The following is a 21244-nucleotide window of genomic DNA, read 5'->3' on the forward strand; positions in this document are numbered from 1 at the left end:
GTTCCACTGCATCAAACCATGACACGGCCCCCTCGCGGTGGTCAATTTCTCAGATATAGCAGCCGCTACATGAGCGACTGCGTATGCCAGCGGAGGTGCGGATCGATCATTTCGTGAAGTTGTCCGTGCTCTCTTCACCGGACTCGGTCGCTGCCTCGCAACGCCGTCGTGGAACTCCCGCGAGACGTTGCCTATGGATCAAGCAGCCACCGGCAGCCGCCGGTATCGGTCAAGAACTGGTTAGGCTGGCTTTCGCGCACCAGGTCTTTCAGTCGTCTACAGACACGTTCTTGCCTGGGCCTTCGGGAACAAGTCGTGCCGGCAATGTTGACTCAACTCGAAGAACTGAATTCCGGTACTTCAGGCTGCCGGATGATTCACAACACGCTGCGGAGCATCCTCTGAGACAGACACGCAGGCCGGACGCGTCGCCACGTGAGCAGCGTCGGGCGAGATCCGGCAGTGATCGAGTCGCTGGAAGCGAACGTGAAGCATTGCGTTTTTTGTCAGGTCACATGCACCCAGCGCGGTGTGTCCCTGGAATCTCAGCAGGTTGTTGCGCCACCGCGTTGAGGCCCGATCGCCACCGTCATTTGAACCATCACTTGAAACGGGACGAAACGCGATTCTGCATGGGCGACTTTCGATGTCCGTTGTAACATCGGGTGAATTCCGAAAGCCCGTGTGTGGTGAATGGAGTGAGAAAGTGACCGAACTCGCATCGTTTGACTCTGCCGGTCGTGCTGCGCCTGCGAAGAATTCGGCGAGTACCCGACAGCGATCATGGGAAGTGTTCATCGTCCCGGCACTGATCCTGATCCCCCTGACCGTCTTTTGGGGTGTTCAGGATTATCCGTTCCTGATTCTCGAGAACGTCGCTTCAACCGCAGGAAACCCGCGGGTGACAGCCGGGCTGTCGATCGAAAACGCTGCGTGGGCGTTCACAACGAATGAAGGTGCCCGGTGGCAACCTCTGACCTGGCTGTCGCTGATGCTGGATGTGACTGTTTACCGGAATGCTGCCGCGGGCAGTTTTCATTTTACGAATCTGCTTCTGCATCTGGGCGCCGTGCTGTTTCTGTTCGCTGCATTGCGCGGTGTAACGAGTGAATCCTGGCCGGCCGGAATGGTCGCCGGCATGTTTGCCGTCTGCCCGGGGCAGGTTGAACCGGTTGTCTGGCTTGCCGAACGCCACACGGTGCTCGCGGCGTTCTTCGGAACCGGATTCCTGTGGGTTTGGACTCGATGGATTCGGTCGCGCCGTCCAGTCTGGCTCGTTTCCGCTGGGCTGCTGTTTGCCTGCTCCCTGATGTCCGACGGTCGCGTGATTGCACTGCCGCTGTTGCTGCCTGTGCTGGATGCATGGCAGTTCGACGGCTCGCAACGTGTTTCAGCGAGTCGCATTCGGATCACACCGATCGGTATGCTGATGACTGTGTCACTGCTGTTCATCGTGGTCGTCACTTTCGCATGTCCTGCAGAAACAAATGACGCTGCCCGACTTTCGCTGTTCGATCGTTCGCGCCTGTCGCTGAAGGCTGGAGTCACAGGACTGGTGCAGTCCTTCGACTTGCGGGATGACGCAACCTCTCCAGCGGCGCGTGACGATGGGTTGTCTGCGGTGAACGTCGCCGGTGCGTGCCTGATGCTTGTGTCAATATCGATCGCCGCTGTCGTGCTGTCCGGACGTTTGCCGTTTCTGCTATTCGGTTGGTTCTGGTATCTGGCGACGCTGATTCCGCCGATGGTGCTTGGACCGGTTTCCCTTAGAGTTGTCACAGACTCAAACCTGTATATCCCGTCCATCGGCCTTTTCATCATCGTAAGCTGGTCACTCTTCACACTGGCCGGATACTTTTCGCGATGGCGGGCGGTTGTATCTTTGATCGCCGTTCCGGCAGTGCTGGCGATTTCAACGCTGAGTTTTTCACGGGTCAGTCATTGGCGCGACAACGACGCGCTGTTTGTGGATCCGCCGGTTTCGGTGCAGTTCAACAGCCAGGCACAGTTCCTTCGCGCCAGGGAGTTGCTGAGCCGAGAACAACCTGACGTCCCACAGGCGGTCGAACATCTGAATCAGGCCGTCCGAATCCGTCCGGATGATCCGCTCAGCCACGCTCTGCTGGGCAAAGTGTTCTTCGACCAGAAGCGGCTCGACGACGCGCGGCATCAGCTGCTCCGGTCGATCGAAATCCGGCCGAATCTGGCCGAAGCACACTGGTATCTGGGACTGGTCGGACTGAATGCAGGGGAGCCGGACCTTGCGATCCGGCACTTCAGCGTAGTCGCCGGTCACGCAGAGTTCCCTCAGGTCCGCGACTACCTGACGCTGGCATCAGTGTACCAGACGCCGCGCTGGGAACAGCTTCGACGCATTGAGCAGAGGGGAGGGCGATACCAGTTGGCCAGCCCGGACCCGCGCAGCGACGTCGTGATGATTTCGCTCGCCGGAACCTCGGTCACAGATACAGACCTGTCTGACTGGCGATACTTCAGTCGACTTGCAGCGCTCGATCTGAACGGCACGCTGGTCACCGACGACGGTCTTCCGCATCTGTCGGCGTTTACGGAACTTCGCACGCTGGAACTCACAATACTACCATGATTACGAACGATGGTCTGGTACACATCTCACTTCTTTGACAAACCTTCAGTCGCTGGCGGTTGGATTCACACAAGTCGACGGGCACGGGCTGGAACATCTGAAAGCGCTGCCGAACCTGAACAACCTGGTTCTCGGAGGCGCGCAGGTAACGGACACCGGCCTCGATGTGCTGAACGAGTTCCGGGAGCTGCGCAAGCTGAACCTCAGCCGGACGCGCATCACAGACACGGGGCTGGAACACCTGGCAGCACTTTCGCGACTGGAATCGCTGGACCTTGTCGCTACTCGAATAACCGACGCGGGGCTGGTCCATCTGAAACCTCTGAACGTCCTGCAGTCACTGAACCTGTTTGGTACGGAGCTGACAGGTTCCGGCCTGCTGCATCTGGGCCGCATGCAACATCTCCGGAAGCTGGCACTCGACGAAACGAGAGTCGACGACGCGAGCCTTATGCACCTGGAGACGCATTCGGAGCTCGAGGTTCTGACTCTTGCGAACACGCGCGTCACGAATGCCGGACTGCCGTCGCTGCGGAAACTGGGGAGTCTCCGTCGGCTTAGTCTGGGAGGTAATCGCATCGATGACTCCGGCCTGACATACCTGAGCGGGCTGCGGCGCTTGGAATCACTCGACCTGAGCATGACTCATGTCACGGCAGGCGGCATCGAGGACCTGCAAAGATCTCTGCCGAACGCTGTCATCACGTGGTGAGTGCTCGATGAGATCCTGACGAAAGGTCACGCACGGCTCATCGGTTCAACCGTGATCGCACGGCATCCAGGGTCCGTCGTGCTTCGTCATCCTGCGGATCCAGCCGGACAGCGTTCGAGAGATTTTCGATGGCTTCCTCAATCCGGCTTTGACTCGCCAACAGTCGTCCCAGTTCGAGCTGAATTCCGGACTGCTGAGGACTCAGGCTCAGAACCCGGCGATACTGACGAATGGCATCGTCGGGATTTCCCTGCGTTCGACTGATGTCGCCGAGATTGGAGAACACCGAAACAAGCTGGTCAGTGACTTCGTGCGCCGCGCCTTCGCGGCTCGACAGATCGGCGGCTAGTGACGCGAACTGATCCGCCTCGCGCAGGTATCCGCGGCGTCCAAAGCGGTCTGCGAATCGCGCAAAGAACGTGCAGGCGCCTCCGGGACGAAGGAACCACTTGCCGGAAAACGGAACGCCCGAAAGCGGAAACTCGGCCGAATCCAACCGGGCGGCATCGGAAAGCAGCCGGTCGACGGAAACCGCACCCCGATAGATGACGGCCAGACGATTTTGTCGGTCGACCAGAAAGCTGACGGGAACAGGCAGTGACAGCGAGTCGTCGCGATTTGCCCGCAGCAGCAGTACGGTGTCGTGAATGACATCAAGCCTATCAAAGGCGTCACGCGTGGCGAATCCCGCAGTAAAGGGGAACTTCAGTTTCTGCAGCACTGCTTCGGGCCGTGATGAATCAAGCGGGCCATCGTCAGCCATGCCGTCGACATTGATGGCCATCAGATCCAATCCGGCGGCGCGGATCTGATCGTGCTTCAGAGCGAATTGCCCGAGTTCTTCGAGGCAAGGCGCGCACCATGTGGCCCACAGATTGATGAGCGTCGGTCCCGACCGGCCTTCGGCAACCGGCATTGTCTGATGGTCCGTGCCGGTGCACGTCAGCTCCGGTAGCGGTACTCGGTTCAGCAGCACGACCCGTTCCGGCTCATCATCCGAGGGTGCCGTAAGAGGTGCGACCGCCAGGTCGACGGTTCGCCGCGGCGGCGACCAGAATTCCGGATCATCGACGTTCTGAACGATTCGGTACCAGGAATTGCATGCCAGACCCCTAACAACCTGAGGAACACGGTCGGTTTGTCCGTTGCCGCCGGGCCAGTAGACGACCAGCTTTTCAATTTCGGCAGTGTCTCCCAGCCCGAAGTGAATCCAGTTGGAGGACTGTGACAGAAAGGCGTCTCCAGCGCGCAGGGTCTTGAACAACGTTCGCGGCGCGGGACCGGCAAGGTGAAGTTCGACTCGCGCGCCGACGGCATCACGATTGCATCGCTGGCCTTCCAGCCGAACATTCAGATACCGCGCGGTGCCGGATGAGTTGTTCCGCATGAACCGGAGTCGCGGGGCCGTGCGACCGCTCAGCCAGATGTCCAGGTCACCATCGTGATCCCAGTCAGTCGCGGCGACCGTCCTTCCATCGTCTTCAAAGTCGAGTCCGGTCACAGCAGAAATGTCAGCAAAACCGGACGTACCAGTGTTCAGAAAACAGCAATTGCGTTCCCGTCCGCTCCACGACCCGCCGTCCTCAATCCGCTGAGTCATCTGCTGCCAGCCGAGAACGTAGCCGTCATGTTGTTGATCCGGATCGGCATCGATGGGCGAATGCGACACGACCTGCCGCCAGAAGAAACTTCACAAGTCGTGCGTATCAGGGCCGGTGATGAATCCATTTGTCACGACGATATCCTCGCGCCCGTCGTTGTTGATGTCGCAGAATGTTGATCCCCATGCCCAGCGTCCCATCGTGACGGCCTGTTCGACACTGACATCTCGAAACGTTCCATTGCCGGCGTTTTCAAACAGCGTGTTTCCCCGGGCGTGACGCTGAAACTGATGCCGCACATCTTCCAGCGCACCGGGCTGGAACTCGCGCTGATAAGCAATGCGTTCGCCGGCGGAAGAGAACATGTTTCCGACATACAAATCCATCCAGCCATCGTTGTTGTAATCTCCCCAGGACACGGACATTCCCGCCGCAATGTCCTCCACACCGGCCTCGGCGGCCACATCGCGGAACTGTCCGCCATCATTCCGATACAGGTTGTTCCGGCCAAAGTCGTTCGCCACGTACAGATCCTGATCGCCATCGTTGTCGTAGTCTTCCCAGCTTGCGGCGAAGCTCCAGCGACGATTGTTCTGATCCAGTCCCGTCGACTTTGTCACGTCGGTGAATCGCCAGTCACTATCGTTTCGAAGCAGACGGTTCGGGGATCCATTGTTGGCATCGTGGTAGGGAAACGGCGGCGTGTAACCCCGAGCGCCATTCCCGGAACCGAGTATCTGGACACCGTAACCGGCAAGATACAGGTCCAGGTCGCCGTCGTTGTCGTAGTCGGCGGCCGAAAGTGAGTAAGGGTCATCCGTAACGTAAATGATCGCGCGTTCGGAGAAATGCCCGTTTCCGTCGTTCGCCATCAGCATCAGATTGGCATCCATCACAATGGCCAGATCGCGATCGCCATCGTTGTCGAGATCGAGAAACAGGACTCCGAATGAACGATCAAGCCAGTCCACGCCGGCGGCGGCGGACTCATCAGAGACGGTACCGTCGGGCTGCTGCACAAGGAGCCGATTCGGCTGCCCGGCAGGCTGGCCAACAAAGACATCGTCCAGACCGTCGCCATTGACATCCCCGATCGCCAGGCCGTGGTGTCCATACGGATCCAGCTTCAACTCGGCCTGCATTCGAAACTTCCAGAAATCAACTCCGTGAGCAAGCTGCTCGCTGGCGGACACTGCCGACGACAAAACGTGCCGGCTGCAATCGGAAAACATCGCGCCGGAACTTGTGTAATTCACGACTTCCTCGAAGTCTTCCAGGTCAATCCGGCTCAGACGCGGTTCATCGAAATCGGATGGCAGTGTCCAGTGGCACAGCCACGTCGCGTTCTGTTGGACGATTCCGCCGGAGACGTGGCCGCTGCATTCAAAATCTGCGCGGGTGACCGCGGAGTCGGACGTCAACTCGACTCGATAGATTTTGAATTTCACGTGGACCTGCGAAGCGTCCGAAAGCGGCGCGGACAGTGCTTCAATTGCTGCGCGTAATCCGCCAGGGCCGGAGTAGGCGGGAGTTGCAGGCGGTCGAGCCTCCATACTCATGCGAACATCGCTGGCCGTGTCGCGGCCACTGCGCAGAACTCTCACTTGTGCATCGGAGAACACTTCCCTGAGTTCGATGGGGCGCAGCGAATTACAGGACATATCGGCGGTGGCCAGGTCTGTGAGTTCATCTTCGCCGGCATCGGAATCTCGTTCGATCAGTCTTCTGATCACATTGAGCCGCTGCAGTGCCACGTCTGAGAAGGTCTCGGTCTGCCATGCATTCTGGTCCGCCACGGAAACAACCTTGTCCGGCACCGACGGCGTAGCCCCTGCCTGCGAATGGTCATCGCTCCTGAAGAGCACGTATCCCGCAGAAAACAACAGCATGGCCGAAACAATCCACAGCGTCGCGCTCCGGATGACTGATCGTGACATGGCTGATTCACCCTTCGAAGCGTCTGAGGTGTTGCTGACGACAGGTGCTGCTCCGCACTCGGTGCGTACCTCTCGCTGCGGTCATGGACTCGATTCGAGACAGCAGGAAGTATGGCAATCCCAAGACGCATGATTTTACGAAGTCACCGTGCGTCACACGAGCGATCGCGGAACCCAAAGCGCCCGTTCGCCAATCGGATGTCTGATGCGTTAGAATCCACTGTCGCCTGCGTTAGCAGCAGGAACACGTCTACACACTGCTCCGGGATCTGGTGAATGCCGACTGCTCGACTCAGATTAATCTCGGGAGTGACCGCGTTGCTGGTGATCGGTATTGCCCTGGCCGTCATGGCGCTGCGCCAAAATCGGACTGGTCAGGCGATGTCTGATCGCAGGTCAGAAAACCTGGCGAAGGGTTCAGCGGCGATTCGGCAGCGAATCAACAGCTTCTGCGGCGACTGCCACGCAGTACCGGCGCCGGAGACATTTCCCGTCGACGCCTGGGACGCGGAAGTCCGTCAGGGATACGAGTTCTATGCAATGTCCGGGCGAAGCGACCTGAAGGTTCCTTCCATCAGAGACGTGACCTTGTGGTACAAAACGCGCGCGCCTGCACGGCTGCAGATCCTGGAACCGGATCAGCCGGAATCGGCATCTCAGGTGCGTTTTCGGCAGGTTCCCGTGACGTTCACTGCCGGAGAGAAATTTTCCGCGGTGTCATTCATCCGCTGGATGCCGCATTCCGGCGACTCTGCCGGTCAGTTGCTGTTTTGTGATATGAACTCAGGAGACATTGCGTCGGTCACTCCGTCTGATCTGTCGCAGGCACGGTCGCTTGCGAAGCTGTGGAACCCCGCGCATGTGGAAGTGACAGACCTGGACGCCGATGGTCGTGCGGACTTTGTCGTCGCGGAACTCGGCAGCCTGATGCCCGCCGATCATGGCGACGGGATGGTGATCTGGCTGCGTCCGGCGGAGGACGGCGGTTCGCTGGATCGCGTTGTGCTGCAGGATGGGCTGGGGCGAGTCTCCGACGTCCGGCCGGGAGATTTCGACGCGGACGGAGACCTGGATCTGGTTGTCGCTGAATTCGGCTGGCGATCAACCGGACGCATCCTGCTGCTGGAACAGCGTGTTTCAGCGGACGACGTTCCCGCGTTTGTTCTGCGGGAACTGGATAAACGTCACGGCGCAATTCATGTGCCGACTGCCGACGTGAACGGAGACGGCCACCTGGATTTCGTGGCACTGGTCAGTCAGGAGCACGAATGTGTGGACGCTTTTCTGAATCTGGGGGACGGAACATTTCGCCGGGAACAGATCTTCGCCGCCGGTGACCCTTCGTTCGGATCCAGCGGGATTCAACTGACCGACATCGACCGGGACGGAGATTTCGACGTTCTGTATTCCAACGGTGACACCGTCGACAGCTTCTATCTGAAACCGTACCACGCCGTTCACTGGCTGGAGAACGAAGGCGGGTACCCGTTCCGGCCGCATTTGCTGACAAAGATGCCGGGAGTCTACCGTGCGCTTGCGGGAGACCTTGACGGAGACGGTGACACGGACATTGCCGCCTGCGCTTATATCCCGCCAAAGAACTCCCTGGCCAACCGGCCCGATCATCAGCTTGATACGCTGATCTGGCTGGAGCAGACCTCCGCCGGCGCCTTTTCCCGTCATTCGCTTTCAAAGGACTACGGATCGGTCGCGCTGGAAGTCAGTGATTTCGATCAGGACGGCGACGTCGATCTGGCAGTCGGCAGCTATTTCCAATCGCCGCGCGTTCCCTGGCTGACAATCTGGTCGAACGACACGGAAATCCGGCAGGCTCCGGCACAATCCGGATCCCGCCGCAGTGAACGGACTCCGTCTGCGTGCTTCACCATTTCGGCAGGGCGCATTCGCCATGCCTTCCACGAGGATCAACTCCTGATCGGCTTCGAATTCGCCGAAGGATTGTGTCAGTCCGGATGCCCATCTCACCGTCAGGCTGGTTACCCGATCTGCCTTCCCCAGACCAATCGTCAACTGTCGCTGGTTGCTGGCAAGGTAACCGTCACCGGCAGTCAGTTGGTGGACGAAGGTCGTGCCGCCGGCAGTGACTCGCACTGAGCTTCCGATCGCGTCGCGATCTGACATGACGCCGCGAAGCTGCACTGCCAGATAGTGGCCGGCGGCCGGTGTCCGATTCGACAACAGTGCAGCCGGAGTATCCAGCGTCGAAACCATGAAGTCGTCGCGGCCATCGCGGTTCCAGTCCAGCCGGGCGACGCTGCGTCCCAGGCATTTCCGGTCGAACCATTCTCCGACAGAATCGGAAACAACTTCGACGAATTCAGCACCGCCGATTCCCTGGAAGTACTGTGGCTGCATTCGATAAGGGATTCCTGCCGCCGCATAATTGTCCACGTGACCGTTCACGACAATCAGGTCGGGATGGCCGTCCAGGTCGCCATCCAGAAACTGCGAACCAAATCCCAGACTTGAAAGGCTGGCGCTGTAAAGCCCGCTGCGCCGCGTCGAATCGGTGAACTGGCCGCCCGGAATCTGCACGTACAGCGTGTTGGATTCCTGATGGAAATTCGTGACCAGCAGGTCGGGCCGTTCGTCCTGGTTGACATCCGCAACGGCGATGCCCATGCAGGCTTCCGCGCGTCCGTCCTGATTGAGGGCCAGTCCTCTGACAAGGCCTTCTTCAGAAAACTTTAATGTCCCTCCGGATCGCGGGGCGGTCTGATTCACGAAGTAGAAATTCGGAACTGCATCGTTCGCCACAAACAGGTTCAGCAGAGTCGGTTCCGCCCCGTCGGACTCCGGCGCGAACGCCACGATACCCAGGCCTTTTCCGTCTTCGATCCGAATGCCGGCGGAGTCAGTGACTTCCTGAAACCGGCCGTCACCCAGATTCCGGTAGCAGCGGTCCTGCTCGGCATCGAACATCGCCGGCGGACAAATTCCGGGCAGAGGATCCTTATCGCGAGTCCGGCAGACTCTCTCGAAGATCTTCTCACCCCGAAGGTAGTTCACGACATAAAGGTCGGGCAGAGTGTCGCCGTCCAGATCGGCGAACACGCTGCTGGTGGTCCATTCGGCGCCCGCGGTTCCGGTTTGGTATGTGACCGCCGTAAAGGTTCCGTCGCCGTTGTTGCGAAAGAACTGATTACCGCCGATGTTCCCCAAGTACAGATCCGGGAAACCGTCATTGTCATAGTCTCCGACGGTTGCTCCCTGACTGAACGCACCGTCGACGGCATTCGCTTCGGCTGCGACGTTCCGGAACCTGCCGTTGCCGAGATTGCGGCACAACTGGTCGAAATCGCCGGACGCGGAGTCGTCGGGCGAACCTGCGGGCGGCCAATCGCAGCCCTGAGCAAAATAAATGTCGGGCCATCCGTCGGAGTCATAATCCAGCACGGCCAGCCCGCCACCGGTGAATTCGAACATCTTCATGGTGCCGACGTCGGGAGTTCCACCGTTGAAATATTGAAAACTGATGCCCGCCGCGGCAGCCACGTCTTCGAAAACTGTGTGACTCTGCGGGACGCCTGAAGAATTTGATTCCGCGGTCTCGCCGGCCAGGTGGTGCCATTCAGGAAGCGGGTACGGACTGAGGTCCAGCGCCGGCGCGGGAAGCGCTGCGGCGACGATGCGCGGCGTGTCTGCCTGAAGTAGCGCCCGTAGCCGAGCGCTGCCGGCGGCTGCCCATTCGGCACGCGGATTTCGCCGCAGCGCCGTTTCACACCAGCCGCGGGATTCCCAAAGGCGACCCACCGACTCCGTCAACACGGCCGCCTGGCGCATGCGTTCGATGTCGGAACCATTTTCATTCAAAGCAAACAGCACGTCTTCCAACTCCTGAAGCCTGTTGGCGCGGTCGACGAATGGCTGAGCCTGCGGCTGATGTCCCAGCGAAATCAGCAGTTGCGACAGTCGGTAGTTAGCGGCGATGTGATCCGGGTCGCGCAGCAACGACTCGGCAAAGCAGCGAACGGCAAACGGGCGGTCATCGCGATCTTCGCACCATGCGCCGCGGACGTACCAGATGTCGGGATGATTGGCGACCGTCTCCGGCAGTGAAGCATTCCACTCCGGAAGCCGGTCGAACCTGTCGGAACGCAGCAGGATCCGGCCAAGCTGCGCGTGCGCCTCTATGTGTTGCGGTACCGCCGCGATCACCTGGCGCAGCAACTGTTCGGCGGCGGCGAGCTCGTCGAGCGAGCCGGCGTACGTCGCCTGCCACAGCAGTGTCATGGGATCCGCAGAGCCCGGCCGCGATGGCTGGCGAAACTCCCCCGGCACTTCGACCGCAAGATCCACGTCTCCCAGCAGGATCAGATCTTCCGCATCGAACTGTCCGGCTCGCAGCAGTTCGAACAGCAACGGCCGCGACTCCCACCGACGGCCCTCCAGACGCAGCAGTCTTGCCAGCCGACGACTCGCATACGGATCGTCGGGCACACATTCTCGAATGTTCCGCAGGTGGTTCTCCGCGGTGGTCAGTCGGCCGGTTTCCATCGTGATCGTCACGACGGAGCGCTGCGCCGTCAGGAACTCCAAGCGGCAATCCGCAGTGATGCGTCCGTAATACTCCAGCGCCTGATCCGTGCGATTGAGCGCGTAGGCGGCTTCGCCAGCGATCAGCAGCGCCTGATCCGACTCCGGCGCATCGGGCGGAATCTGTCCGGAGAGGCGTTCCGCTTCCTGATACTCCGCCGTTGCCAATGCATGCCGGGCACGTTCCAGCAAGACCTGCGGCGGGATTGTGCGAGGCAAGAATCTGGCAGCAGCAACAGCAGCAACAGCGATTGAGACCCCGATCAGGAGACGCCGAATCCGCATCAGTTTGACCATGGTCCGTGAACGAATGGCACTTTCACGCAACAGCCTGCCCGTAACTGCTGCAAGAACTCCGCGCCGCCGACCGAACCTCTCCGTCGAAAATCCGGGTGCAACCGCCGTGACGGCGCCGAGCGTCCGGAAACCCACCCGCCGCCCGGCGACAACATGCCAGAACCGTGATAAAAGCGTCTGAGCTGCGCTGTCAGCGGGATTCTGTCGGGACCGAAACAGACAAAGCGTCATGCTCGCCACAGCGGCATGAAAAAAAACACCGCTATTTCTGGCCCGGCTTCACTTCGCCTTCCAGTGCGAAGTCCTTTGTGTTTTCACCGGCGACCAGTTCCGCCGTCAGTTCCGTCTGGAAATTATAGCGGTAGGGAATGTATTCCTCCGTAACGTCGATCATGGTGCCGGGAGGAGCCGGCATCGCGGCGGGAACCTGCTTCCCCGTCTTTCGGCTGGCCCGGATCGATACGGAGTGCTTTCCCACCATCGGACCCTGGTCTTCCGGAATTAGATACTCCCCAGCCGTGATTTCACCGGACGCCGCTCCGCTGCTGGTGCCGCCGCTGTCGCCGCTTGGAGTGAATGTAATCTGCCCCGTTTCGATCGGCTCTCCATTGAGCGTCACCTTACCGTGAACACTCGTCAGCTCGACTGAGCTGCCGGAGCCGCAACCGGCGCATACCATGCCGGCCATCAAAGAAACCGTGATTGCCAACAGAGATTGACGCACCTGTAACATTTCTGCCCACCCCATCTTGAAGCAAGTTAATGATGAACATGACCGAGCACCGCGATACACGCATGAAGCGCGGTGTTCGAATTTCAATCTATTCGAACAGCCCCAAAAACTGATCAGCCGACATCGTGGTTTCCTTTCACGGCACACAGTCGGACCGAATCGTCGTCGGAAACGCCAAACCAGCCATCTGCCAGGGTGCCGCGTCAGAAATGAACCCTCCGCGGCGGACGAGTTCACGAGGCCAATCGCCACGCCTCATGCCGGGAATCGCAACTTCCTCCGTGACAGCGGTTAAGATACGTTCGTCTGCTGCACGCCTCAGCCGGGAATGGCAGTTCGCCGGCACAAACGGCGGCTGTGTGACACGAATCGCCACCGGAATCCGAATATGCTGCGGGCGGCAGCCAGATTGCCCAGGGCCATCTGACGCCGCCCGCGACGCAGTTTCCTTCGAGTGCGGTCTTCTCGACCGGGACAATCAGAACTCTCCGATGGTTTCGCCACCCCTGACCGTGGCAAGGGCTCGGTACTGGAAGATATCGATATTGTCAGAAATGAAACGGACGCTTCCATCACCCAGCAGAATCTGGACACCACCAACGTGCCGGCTGCGAGATCCGGCGGAGTCGGTTGTGGTTCCATCACCGTTGATACAGGGCAGGTTCAGTTTGGGATTATTGAAGCACCAGCCGCAGCACGGATAAACGCGGTCCGGCAACCGGCTGTTCGGACCAAGCTCAGTAAACAGCATGGAACCGGCAGGCTGATCGCCCAGGGCGTGGCCTCGAACGTCTTCGTCCGAAACGCCGGTCAGGTATTCCGCCATGATCATCGTGTTGCTGGTTCCGTCGATAAAGTCCCGGAACCTGGCGCCCTTGTTAACGCCGAATGCGGCCTTGACATCAACACTCAGAATCGTCCCGTCGGCTTGCAGGCGAGCCATGCTGTCGTTCCAGACATTGCCGAGCTGATCGCCGTTGAAGAACGCCATGTAGTTCGACTTATGCACGGTTTGCGGGCTCCAGGCAGGAGCGAAATCGGCGCCCTGACCGTCGCTTGGGCATTTGAAAACCGGGGGAGAAGCCGTGTTCATGGCCTGCAGATTCTCTCCGTGCCAGGTAATTCCGCCGACTCCGAAGTCGATCAGATTGAAAATCGCTGCCTGCTCGAAGTAGGGGTACAAGTGCATCATGTAGCCGGTGCGCGGCGTGGCATAGATGTCGCCCGGGTCCGTCATGCCGTTTCGGTTTCCGTCGCGCCAGATGACGCCGGGAGGAAACGTGTTATGCACATCGTGGTAATTGTGAAACGCCAGCCCCATCTGTTTCAAATTGTTCTTGCACTGTGTCCGCCGGGCAGCCTCGCGGGCCTGCTGGACAGCCGGCAGCAGCAGTGCGATCAGTATTGCGATGATCGCAATGACCACCAATAGCTCGATCAGTGTGAATCCTCGTAACAATCCCGTTCTTCGCTTCATTTCGGCAATCTCCTGGAGGGAACGTGACAACCACAAGCGAGCAGCGTCGCGGGCAAACGCAAGTCAGAATTTGCACCGTGGCGCAGAAACAACGGATTCCGATTTTTTAGATGGCCAGCTTCCGGAAGATTAGAAATTCTGGTGAACACATTGTCAACCGAGCGCCGCTGGTTAGCTCGGGGAACGCACGATGCGTGTGATTACTGACCTGCAGCGGGAGTCTCCACGGGAGGCTGCACAGGTGGAAGTGTCGGCGCGGCTGCGGCGGCCGCATCGGCTGGTTGACCATTCGCCGCAGCGGGACTGGTGCCGGGTTTCGGCTTGAACTCGAAGAATTCGGTCGGTTCCACGGTGGCGTCAAGAACCTCCGCTTCCGCCTCGCCGCGCAGAACAACGCCGTAGTAAACGTACATTACTCGACGTTTCAGCAGGCCCCGATAGGAATACGCATCTTCGCGGGTTGCGACCAGGCGGTTGGCCTTCAGGTCGGGCCGGGATTTAACGCTTGAGTACCGTGTGACAAGCCGCTTGATGTCCGACTCTGTGACTGTCCCTTCGCCCAGCGCTTCGTGAACTGCCGTGAAGTCAGAATTGAAAGAACGCGATGCCATCAGTTCGATAAGCATCACTCCGAACAGCACCAGGATTCCGCCCCGGACGATCACGCGTTCAACGGGATGCCTTGGCTTCTTTTCCTTCGCGGGAACTGTGCCCGTTGTGGAAGCTTCGACAACCGACGCATCCGCAGGTGCCGTTTCTTCTGCCGCTTGTTTCCGGGCCATTGACTTCGTTCCTTTAGAAAAAGGTCTCCAACCGGGCCGCACGCGGAGTCTTCGCCGTTGACTGCGGAGCACCAGTCAGTTGATGTGGAACGACCGGCCGCGTCTATTGGAACTCTGCGACCGGCGTCCGGGAATTGGCGTACTTAACGGCATCGCAGCAAACGGGCTGTGTCGGTGTGCAGCCTGAGACCTTCTGAGTCCGTGTTCAGAAACATGGGCTGCTGTCTTCGATCCGACGTTGCTAACAGGAACTGAAAAAAGTGGTGTGATTTTTTTATGGTTCGCGAATTGAAAAGTCCAGCAAAGCGCAGAAGCCGGAATCGGAGTCTGTCAACTTCGGCGGCACGCGGCTGTTACGCGGTCACGCGAGGATTCCGTGAACGATTTGTGCCGGTTCGACGCCCGTCAGGCGCTGATCGAGTCCGCGGAAGTTGACACTGAATCGCTGGTGGTCGATGCCCAGAAGGTGCAGCACCGTGGCGTTCAGGTCTCGAATATGCACGGGGTCTTCGACGATGTTGTAGCTAAAGTCGTCCGTCTTTCCGTAGACGGTGGCGGGCCTTGTTCCTCCGCCGGCCATCCAGCCGGTGAAGCACCGCGGGTGATGGTCACGTCCAAACTGCTGGCGCGTCAGCGTACCCTGTGAAAACACTGTCCGACCGAATTCTCCGCACCAGATCACCAGCGTGTCGTCCAGCAGGCCTCGCTGCTTCAGATCCTGGACCAGTCCGTAGCATGCCTGATCAATGTCGTGGCACTGATTGGGTAGATTCTTCGGCACATGAAAGTGATGGTCCCAGCCGCGATGAAACAACTGCACCATGCGGACTCCGCGTTCGACCAGACGTCGAGCCAGCAGGCAACTGGATGCGAAGGTTCCCGGCGTGCGAACCTCGGGGCCGTACAGCTCAAGAACGGAGTCGGTTTCCCCGGAAATATCGGTCAGTTCGGGAACGGAAGTCTGCATTCGAAACGCCAGTTCGTACTGAGCAATCCGGGCAACAATTCGGGAATCGCCGATTCGCCGATGCTTCTGCTGATTCAATTCGGCGACTCCGTCCAGCATGGTTCGGCGAATTTCGCGGCTGACTCCCGGTGGATTGTTCAGGTACAGCACTGCGTCGCGCTGCGGGCGCAAAGCAACTCCCTGGTGCCGGCCCGGCAGAAAGCCCGCTCCCCACAATCGGCTGGGAATCGGCTGACCGTTGCTGTTGCCGGTCCACGACGGCGTCATCACCGCGAACGCGGGCAGATCTTCGTTCATGCTGCCAAGTCCCCAGGACAGCCACGACCCGAGGCACGGGCGGCCGGGAAGCTGATTGCCCGTCTGAATGGTCGTCTGCGCCGGGTCGTGGTTGATCTGTTCGGTATTCAGTGATCTGACAACACAAAGGTCGTCAGCCATTCGGGCAGTCCACGGCAGCAGTTCGCTGATCCAGACGCCGGATTGTCCATGCTGTCGAAACCTCCAGGGTGACGGTGCAATGGGCAGCGTCGGCTGAGTTGACGTGAACGTCGTCAGCCGCTGGCTGCCGCGCACGCTGGCCGGCAGATTTTCCGCAAACATCTCCGTGGTCTGCGGCTTATGATCGTACAGGTCCATCTGACTGGGACCGCCGCACATGAACAACCAGATGACGCGCCGTGCCCGCGGCGTGAAATGTGGCAGACGACTGCTGCCCGCAGAATCCAGGCCCGTTTCGGACGCTGCGGCGTCGGCTCCGTTCATCAATGCCAGAGCCGCCGGTGCAAGACTTAACGCACTTGTCTTCAGAAAGTAGCGCCGGGTCTGTTCGAGCCCTGGTTCCGCAAATGTCGACATCCCGCACAGTCCTTCATTCTTTCATCACAAACTCATCAAGATTCATCAACTGGTTTCCAACCATGGTCCACACGGCAAGTTCGACCGGATCGATCGCTGGTGGAACTGGCGTGTCTCCCACATGGATCAGTGCGTCTGCCATTTCCGGATGCGCCTGATACAGTTGACGGAAGCCGGTCAGCGATCGATCCAGAACCGCCGCTTCCTCCGGATTCGGTTGCCGCGACAGGCATCTTCGAAACAGCAGCGTGATCCGGTCCTGATCCGGCCCGGCATGCTGAACCGAACTGGTCCCCAGGACTCGCGCGGCCTCAACAAACTGCGTGTCATTCATCGTCAGCAGAGCCTGCAGCGGTGTATTGGTCCTGTCGCGACGGACGACGCAGGAGTCTCGGTTGGGCGCGTCAAAGATCTGCATCGTCGGCGGCGGCGCTCCGCGTTTCCAGAATGTGTAGATGGAACGCCGATACAGGCTCTCTCCGGAATCGCGTGTGTACTTTGCCGTCTTCGATGCATGGTGAGCCACCGCTTCCCAAAGTCCGTCCGGCTGATATGGCTTGACGGGCGGACCTTCCATGCGAGTTGAAAGCAGGCCGCTGACCGACAGCGCGCAGTCTCGGATCACTTCACCTTCCAGGCGAAAGCGTGCTCCGCGAGACAGCAGGCGGTTCAGCGGATCCAGCCGCATGGCGATTGGCGTGACGCGGGAACTCTGCCGATACGTCGACGAATTCAGCAGCAGACGCATGAAATCCTTTATGTCCCAGCCATCGTGCATGAATCGCCAGGCAAGGTAGTCAAGCAGTTCCGGATGACTGGGCAGCGAACCCTGCGAACCGAAATCGTCGGACGTTTCCACGATTCCCGTTCCGAAGCACTGCTGCCAGAACCGGTTGACAATCACGCGCGATGTCAGCGGATGTTCGGGACGGCAGAGCCATTCGGCGAAAGCCAGGCGATCGGTGGCACCCTTTGGAGTCAGCGTCGGCAGAAATGCCGGAACGTCCATGGCGACAGGCTCACCCTGCTGGTCGTACTGACCGCGGACAAGCACGTGGTTCGGCCGCCGCTGAACTCGTTCGCGCATAATCATTGTGACGGGAACGGACTCGCGAAGTGCCGCCAGTTCGGCAGTCAGCCGGGCAACCTCCGCGTCGCGATTCGAATCCAAACTGCTTCCCGTGCCGGTACGCGCCTGTTGGATGGACACTTCCAGCGCCTCGGCAGACCGTCGCTGTGGTTCGGTATACAGCCAGAGTGAAGGTTCTATTGGAAAATATCCGTTGCGGCCCTTTTCGTCGACATTGTTGAAAAACGCCATCAGCGAATAAAACTCTTTCATGCTGAGCGGATCAAACTTGTGATCGTGGCACGTCGCGCAGCCTGCGGTGAGTCCCATCCAGACAGTCGCGGTAGTGGACGTGCGATCGACGGCATAGCGCACCAGAAACTCTTCGTCGATCACACCGCCTTCGTTGGTCGAAACGTGACAGCGGTTGAAGCCGGTCGCCACGAGCTGATCGGTGGTGGGTTCCGGCAACAGGTCGCCGGCGAGCTGTTCGATCGTAAATCGATCAAACGGCTTGTTGTCATTGAACGCACAAATCACCCAGTCGCGGTACGGCCAGACGCCCTGGTAATCGTCTTCGTGCAGGCCGAACGTGTCGGCATAGCGTGCCGCATCCAGCCAGTAGCGGGCCATGTGTTCACCGTATCGTGCCGAAGCCAGAGTTCGGTCGACGAGTTTTTTGAAGGCATCATCGGAGGTATCGGACAGATAACGGTCAACATCGTCGATGCTCGGCGGAAGTCCGGTCAGGTCCAGCGACACTCGCCGGATCAGTGTCTCGCGGTCTGCTTCGGGCATAGGCGTCAGCCCGTGGCGGTCAAGTTCCGCCAGAATGAACGCGTCAACTTCGTTGGTGATCCATGAGCTGTCCGAAACCTGCGGCAGATCGGGTTTCGTCACCGGCCGGAATGACCAGTGAGTGTCGTACTTTGCGCCTTCGGAAATCCAGCGACGAAGCAGCTCGACCTGGGCATCCGTCAGAACTTTGCCGCTATCGGCCGGCGGCATGCGGTGATCCGCGTCGGTCGACGTGATCCGCGCGATCAGTTCACTTTGCTGCGGCTGTCCGGGAACGATGGCTTTGCTTTCATACGCGGCGTCGGCCATGTCCAGCCGCAGATCGCCTTCGCGAGTGTCCCTGTCAGGACCGTGGCAGGCGTAACAGTTTCGCGAAAGGATCGGCTGGACCGTGCGAAGGAAATCCACGGGTGCCTGGCCGCAAACAGCGGGGATCGCGGTGATTCCGATGGCGAGTACCGTAAAGCACGCCAGAAATTTCGTCGTCGTTGGCATGCGGCGTTCTTCCGTTCAGGATGTCATTCGGCCGTCAAAGTCACCAGGTCCGGTTCCGGGAATGTTTCCAGCGTCAGGTTGCGAAACTGCACCTCCTGAGGCACGGAATTGGAATGAAGCTGCAGCCCGATCGGGCCTTCCTGAATCCGATCCGGTTCCGGATCACGCCAGTCGGCAATCCGATGACCGTTCAGAACCTGTCGAATGCGGTTGCCCTGCGCCAGAATCTCAATGTGGTTCCAGCCGTGCTGTTGGCCGAACTTCTGACCCAGCGGCGCGTTTCCACACCCAGCCATTGGCGGCCGAACAGGTCATAGATTCCGTATCCGGAGGGAAACATCGTCAGATGCCCGGCGTACGTATAAGGATCACCAAACTCCGGTGCGTTGCGGCCCCAGTGAGCAATCCCGGAATGCATCTCCGACTGAGCGAGCCGAAAGTCAAAGATCAGCCGGAAGTCACTGAAATGCCGCTTCGTCAGCAGGTACGTGCTGACGGGAACCTCGCTGCTGTTTCTGCCGACAATCACACCGTCTTCGACCGACCAGTACTGCTCATGTCCTTCCCAGCCTGTCAGATCGGTCCCGTTGAAAAGCGAAACTGTCTCGCGAACGCCGGTACGCGGCGGAATGTCGGGAGTATCCGGCGACGGAGATATCGTGAGCAGTTCTTCTGCCGGATACGTCTCCAGTACCAGATCGCGAAATCGAACTTCCTGCGGTTCCGCGTTGGAATGCAACTGCAGCCCGATGGGAGCCTCGTGGATCCGATTCGGTTCCGGGTCTCGCCAGTCGGCAATCAGGCGACCATTCAATACGTGCCGAATTCGGTTGCCCTGTGCCAGAATCTCCATGTAATTCCAGCCGTGCTGGTGGCCATATCGGGTTCCGAGGTCGACGTTGTCGACACCCAGCCCCTTGCGTCCAAACAGATCGTAGTAACCGTAACCGGACGGAAACATCACAAGGTGTCCGGCGTAGGTGTGCCGATCACCTTGTTCCGGAGCGACACGCCCCCACAGGGCAATTCCGGAGTGCATTTCCGATTTGGCGAGCTGAAAGCGGAAGATCAGCCGAAAGTCGCTGAACCTCCGAGTCGTCAGCAAGTACGTGCTGACCTTCACTTCGTCATCGTTGCGACCGACAATCACGCCGTCTTTGACGGACCAGTACTTCGAATGACCTTCCCAGCCGGACAGGTCCCTTCCATTGAACAGATTGATCCGTTCCCGGACGCCTTGGCGCGGCGGTATCGCCGGTGGTTCCTGAGTTAGCGGATTGCCGCCGCTTGCATCCGGAGTCAGCGCTGCTGAGGATGCCAGCAAGACTACTGTCGCCATCGCTGTCCGTCGGAAGTCGCAGCCCTGTCGCGCTTGAGCAGTATTCATGGACGCCTCACTGGATGCTTTGAGCTATGAAATGATCATTTCCAAACGCCGGAAAGATTGCAATCTGACGACGAAAATTGGCTTCGTGATGTTGATGCCCTGCTGTTGCTATTTCTGAGTAGTCCCGCAGACGATCTTCCGGAGTAGCCGGCATGGTTCGCTCCCGCACCTGAGCACGCTGTTCCGGTGTGGTATCATCGCAGCAGCAACACGGCCTCGCAGGATTTGTCGGGGATTCCCGATCAGAGCCGCCCGTCGGCAACCTGGCCGAATCCACCGCACCGGACTTCGTCATGGAAAATCACAACACTATGGACAGCATTGAAACTCTGGTTCGCGATTTGGAATCGGCACGGTCTTACACGACAACAATACTGAACACGGTGGATCCTGCTGACTGGTATCGAAGTCCGGGCGACGCGGTGACACACATCGCATGGCAGGTTGGACACCTGGCGGTCGCGCAATACCGGTTGGCTCTGGTCGTTGTTCGCGGACCGAAACCCGACGACGAACCACTGATCTCGCAGGACTTCGCAAAACGTTTCGCACCCGGTTCCGTCCCGGTTTCCAGTTTGAAAGACGGACCATCGGTCGAAGAGATTCGAGCCGTGTTTGAGCGCGTTCATACGCAGGCGGTTGCAGAAACGCGGGAACTCAATCCCAATGTTCTGGACGCCAGCGCCGGGTTCGAACACCCGATGTTCTCAACCAAAGGCGGATCAATCCGCTGGAGCGCTCAGCACGAATTCACACACGCCGGTCAGATTTCACTGCTGCGTCGTCTGCTGGGCAGAACGTGGCTGTGGTAACCAGCGATACCGGAAAGATCGTCGCGTGCGCTGGAGTGATTACGCCGACGCGCCGCGGGGGGTTGCCCAGTGGTCGTCGCGATATGTGCGACGCACCAGTGCGCTGGCTTCGTCGTCACCGGAAATCTGTTCGTTCGTACCGTCGAACTGCAGCACACGA

12 protein-coding genes and 1 pseudogene are annotated in these 21244 nt (G+C 59.3%); 4 read left to right on the plus strand and 9 right to left on the minus strand.

The features are described 5' to 3' along the window. Window positions 1-706: 706 nt before the first annotated feature. Window positions 707-2605, plus strand: coding sequence for a tetratricopeptide repeat protein (locus tag R3C19_26610; protein ID MEZ6063934.1), 1899 nt, complete (start codon window positions 707-709; stop codon window positions 2603-2605). A 34-nt stretch (window positions 2606-2639) separates the two neighbouring features. Continuing rightward, complete coding sequence (locus R3C19_26615) at window positions 2640-3317, plus strand: hypothetical protein (protein ID MEZ6063935.1); 678 nt, start codon at window positions 2640-2642, stop codon at window positions 3315-3317. 37 nt (window positions 3318-3354) lie between these two features. Here R3C19_26615 and R3C19_26620 read toward each other — a convergent pair whose 3' ends face one another. After that, complete coding sequence (locus R3C19_26620; protein MEZ6063936.1) at window positions 3355-4986, minus strand: ASPIC/UnbV domain-containing protein; 1632 nt, start codon at window positions 4984-4986, stop codon at window positions 3355-3357. Window positions 4987-5007: 21 nt separating this feature from the next. Beyond that, window positions 5008-6855 (minus strand): VCBS repeat-containing protein, encoded by a 1848-nt coding sequence (locus R3C19_26625; protein ID MEZ6063937.1) that lies wholly within the window; start codon window positions 6853-6855, stop codon window positions 5008-5010. A gap of 951 nt (window positions 6856-7806) precedes the next feature. On the opposite strand from R3C19_26625, the pseudogene R3C19_26630 reads away from it, so the two are divergent. Further along, window positions 7807-8247: pseudogene (locus R3C19_26630) on the plus strand (VCBS repeat-containing protein). Window positions 8248-8544: 297 nt separating this feature from the next. On the opposite strand, the gene R3C19_26635 reads toward R3C19_26630, so the two are convergent. From R3C19_26635 to R3C19_26665, 7 genes are all read right to left on the minus strand, one after another. Next, complete coding sequence (locus R3C19_26635) at window positions 8545-11631, minus strand: FG-GAP-like repeat-containing protein (protein MEZ6063938.1); 3087 nt, start codon at window positions 11629-11631, stop codon at window positions 8545-8547. A 340-nt stretch (window positions 11632-11971) separates the two neighbouring features. After that, window positions 11972-12328 carry a hypothetical protein gene (locus R3C19_26640; GenBank protein ID MEZ6063939.1) on the minus strand — a complete coding sequence of 119 codons (357 nt, stop codon included), beginning with the start codon at window positions 12326-12328 and terminating at the stop codon, window positions 11972-11974. A 592-nt stretch (window positions 12329-12920) separates the two neighbouring features. After that, window positions 12921-13919: a DUF1559 domain-containing protein gene (locus R3C19_26645; GenBank protein MEZ6063940.1), complete on the minus strand. Its 999-nt coding sequence runs from the start codon at window positions 13917-13919 to the stop codon at window positions 12921-12923. Window positions 13920-14119: 200 nt separating this feature from the next. Then, window positions 14120-14701, minus strand: a complete 582-nt coding sequence (locus tag R3C19_26650; GenBank protein ID MEZ6063941.1) for a hypothetical protein — start codon at window positions 14699-14701, stop codon at window positions 14120-14122. Between the two features lie 361 nt (window positions 14702-15062). Beyond that, on the minus strand, window positions 15063-16523 hold the full coding sequence (locus R3C19_26655; GenBank protein ID MEZ6063942.1) for a DUF1501 domain-containing protein: 1461 nt from the start codon (window positions 16521-16523) through the stop codon (window positions 15063-15065). A gap of 13 nt (window positions 16524-16536) precedes the next feature. Further along, window positions 16537-18885 (minus strand): PSD1 and planctomycete cytochrome C domain-containing protein, encoded by a 2349-nt coding sequence (locus R3C19_26660; protein MEZ6063943.1) that lies wholly within the window; start codon window positions 18883-18885, stop codon window positions 16537-16539. Window positions 18886-19075: 190 nt separating this feature from the next. Further along, on the minus strand, window positions 19076-20272 hold the full coding sequence (locus tag R3C19_26665) for a DUF1080 domain-containing protein (protein MEZ6063944.1): 1197 nt from the start codon (window positions 20270-20272) through the stop codon (window positions 19076-19078). Between the two features lie 293 nt (window positions 20273-20565). On the opposite strand from R3C19_26665, the gene R3C19_26670 reads away from it, so the two are divergent. After that, complete coding sequence (locus R3C19_26670; protein MEZ6063945.1) at window positions 20566-21084, plus strand: DinB family protein; 519 nt, start codon at window positions 20566-20568, stop codon at window positions 21082-21084. Window positions 21085-21244: the final 160 nt, after the last annotated feature.

The organism is Planctomycetaceae bacterium, assembly GCA_041398785.1.
In the GTDB taxonomy this organism is placed as follows: domain Bacteria; phylum Planctomycetota; class Planctomycetia; order Planctomycetales; family Planctomycetaceae; genus JAWKUA01.

What these genes read in the sequence shown, in the direction of transcription:
- R3C19_26650 (MEZ6063941.1), bottom strand. Translation starts at nt 14,701, where the DNA reads ATGGCCCGGAAACAAGCGGCAGAAGAAACGGCACCTGCGGATGCGTCG.
- R3C19_26645 (MEZ6063940.1), bottom strand. Translation starts at nt 13,919, where the DNA reads ATGAAGCGAAGAACGGGATTGTTACGAGGATTCACACTGATCGAGCTA.
- R3C19_26655 (MEZ6063942.1), bottom strand. Translation starts at nt 16,523, where the DNA reads ATGTCGACATTTGCGGAACCAGGGCTCGAACAGACCCGGCGCTACTTT.
- R3C19_26625 (MEZ6063937.1), bottom strand. Translation starts at nt 6,855, where the DNA reads ATGTCACGATCAGTCATCCGGAGCGCGACGCTGTGGATTGTTTCGGCC.
- R3C19_26670 (MEZ6063945.1), top strand. Translation starts at nt 20,566, where the DNA reads ATGGAAAATCACAACACTATGGACAGCATTGAAACTCTGGTTCGCGAT.
- R3C19_26665 (MEZ6063944.1), bottom strand. Translation starts at nt 20,272, where the DNA reads ATGAATACTGCTCAAGCGCGACAGGGCTGCGACTTCCGACGGACAGCG.
- R3C19_26660 (MEZ6063943.1), bottom strand. Translation starts at nt 18,885, where the DNA reads ATGCCAACGACGACGAAATTTCTGGCGTGCTTTACGGTACTCGCCATC.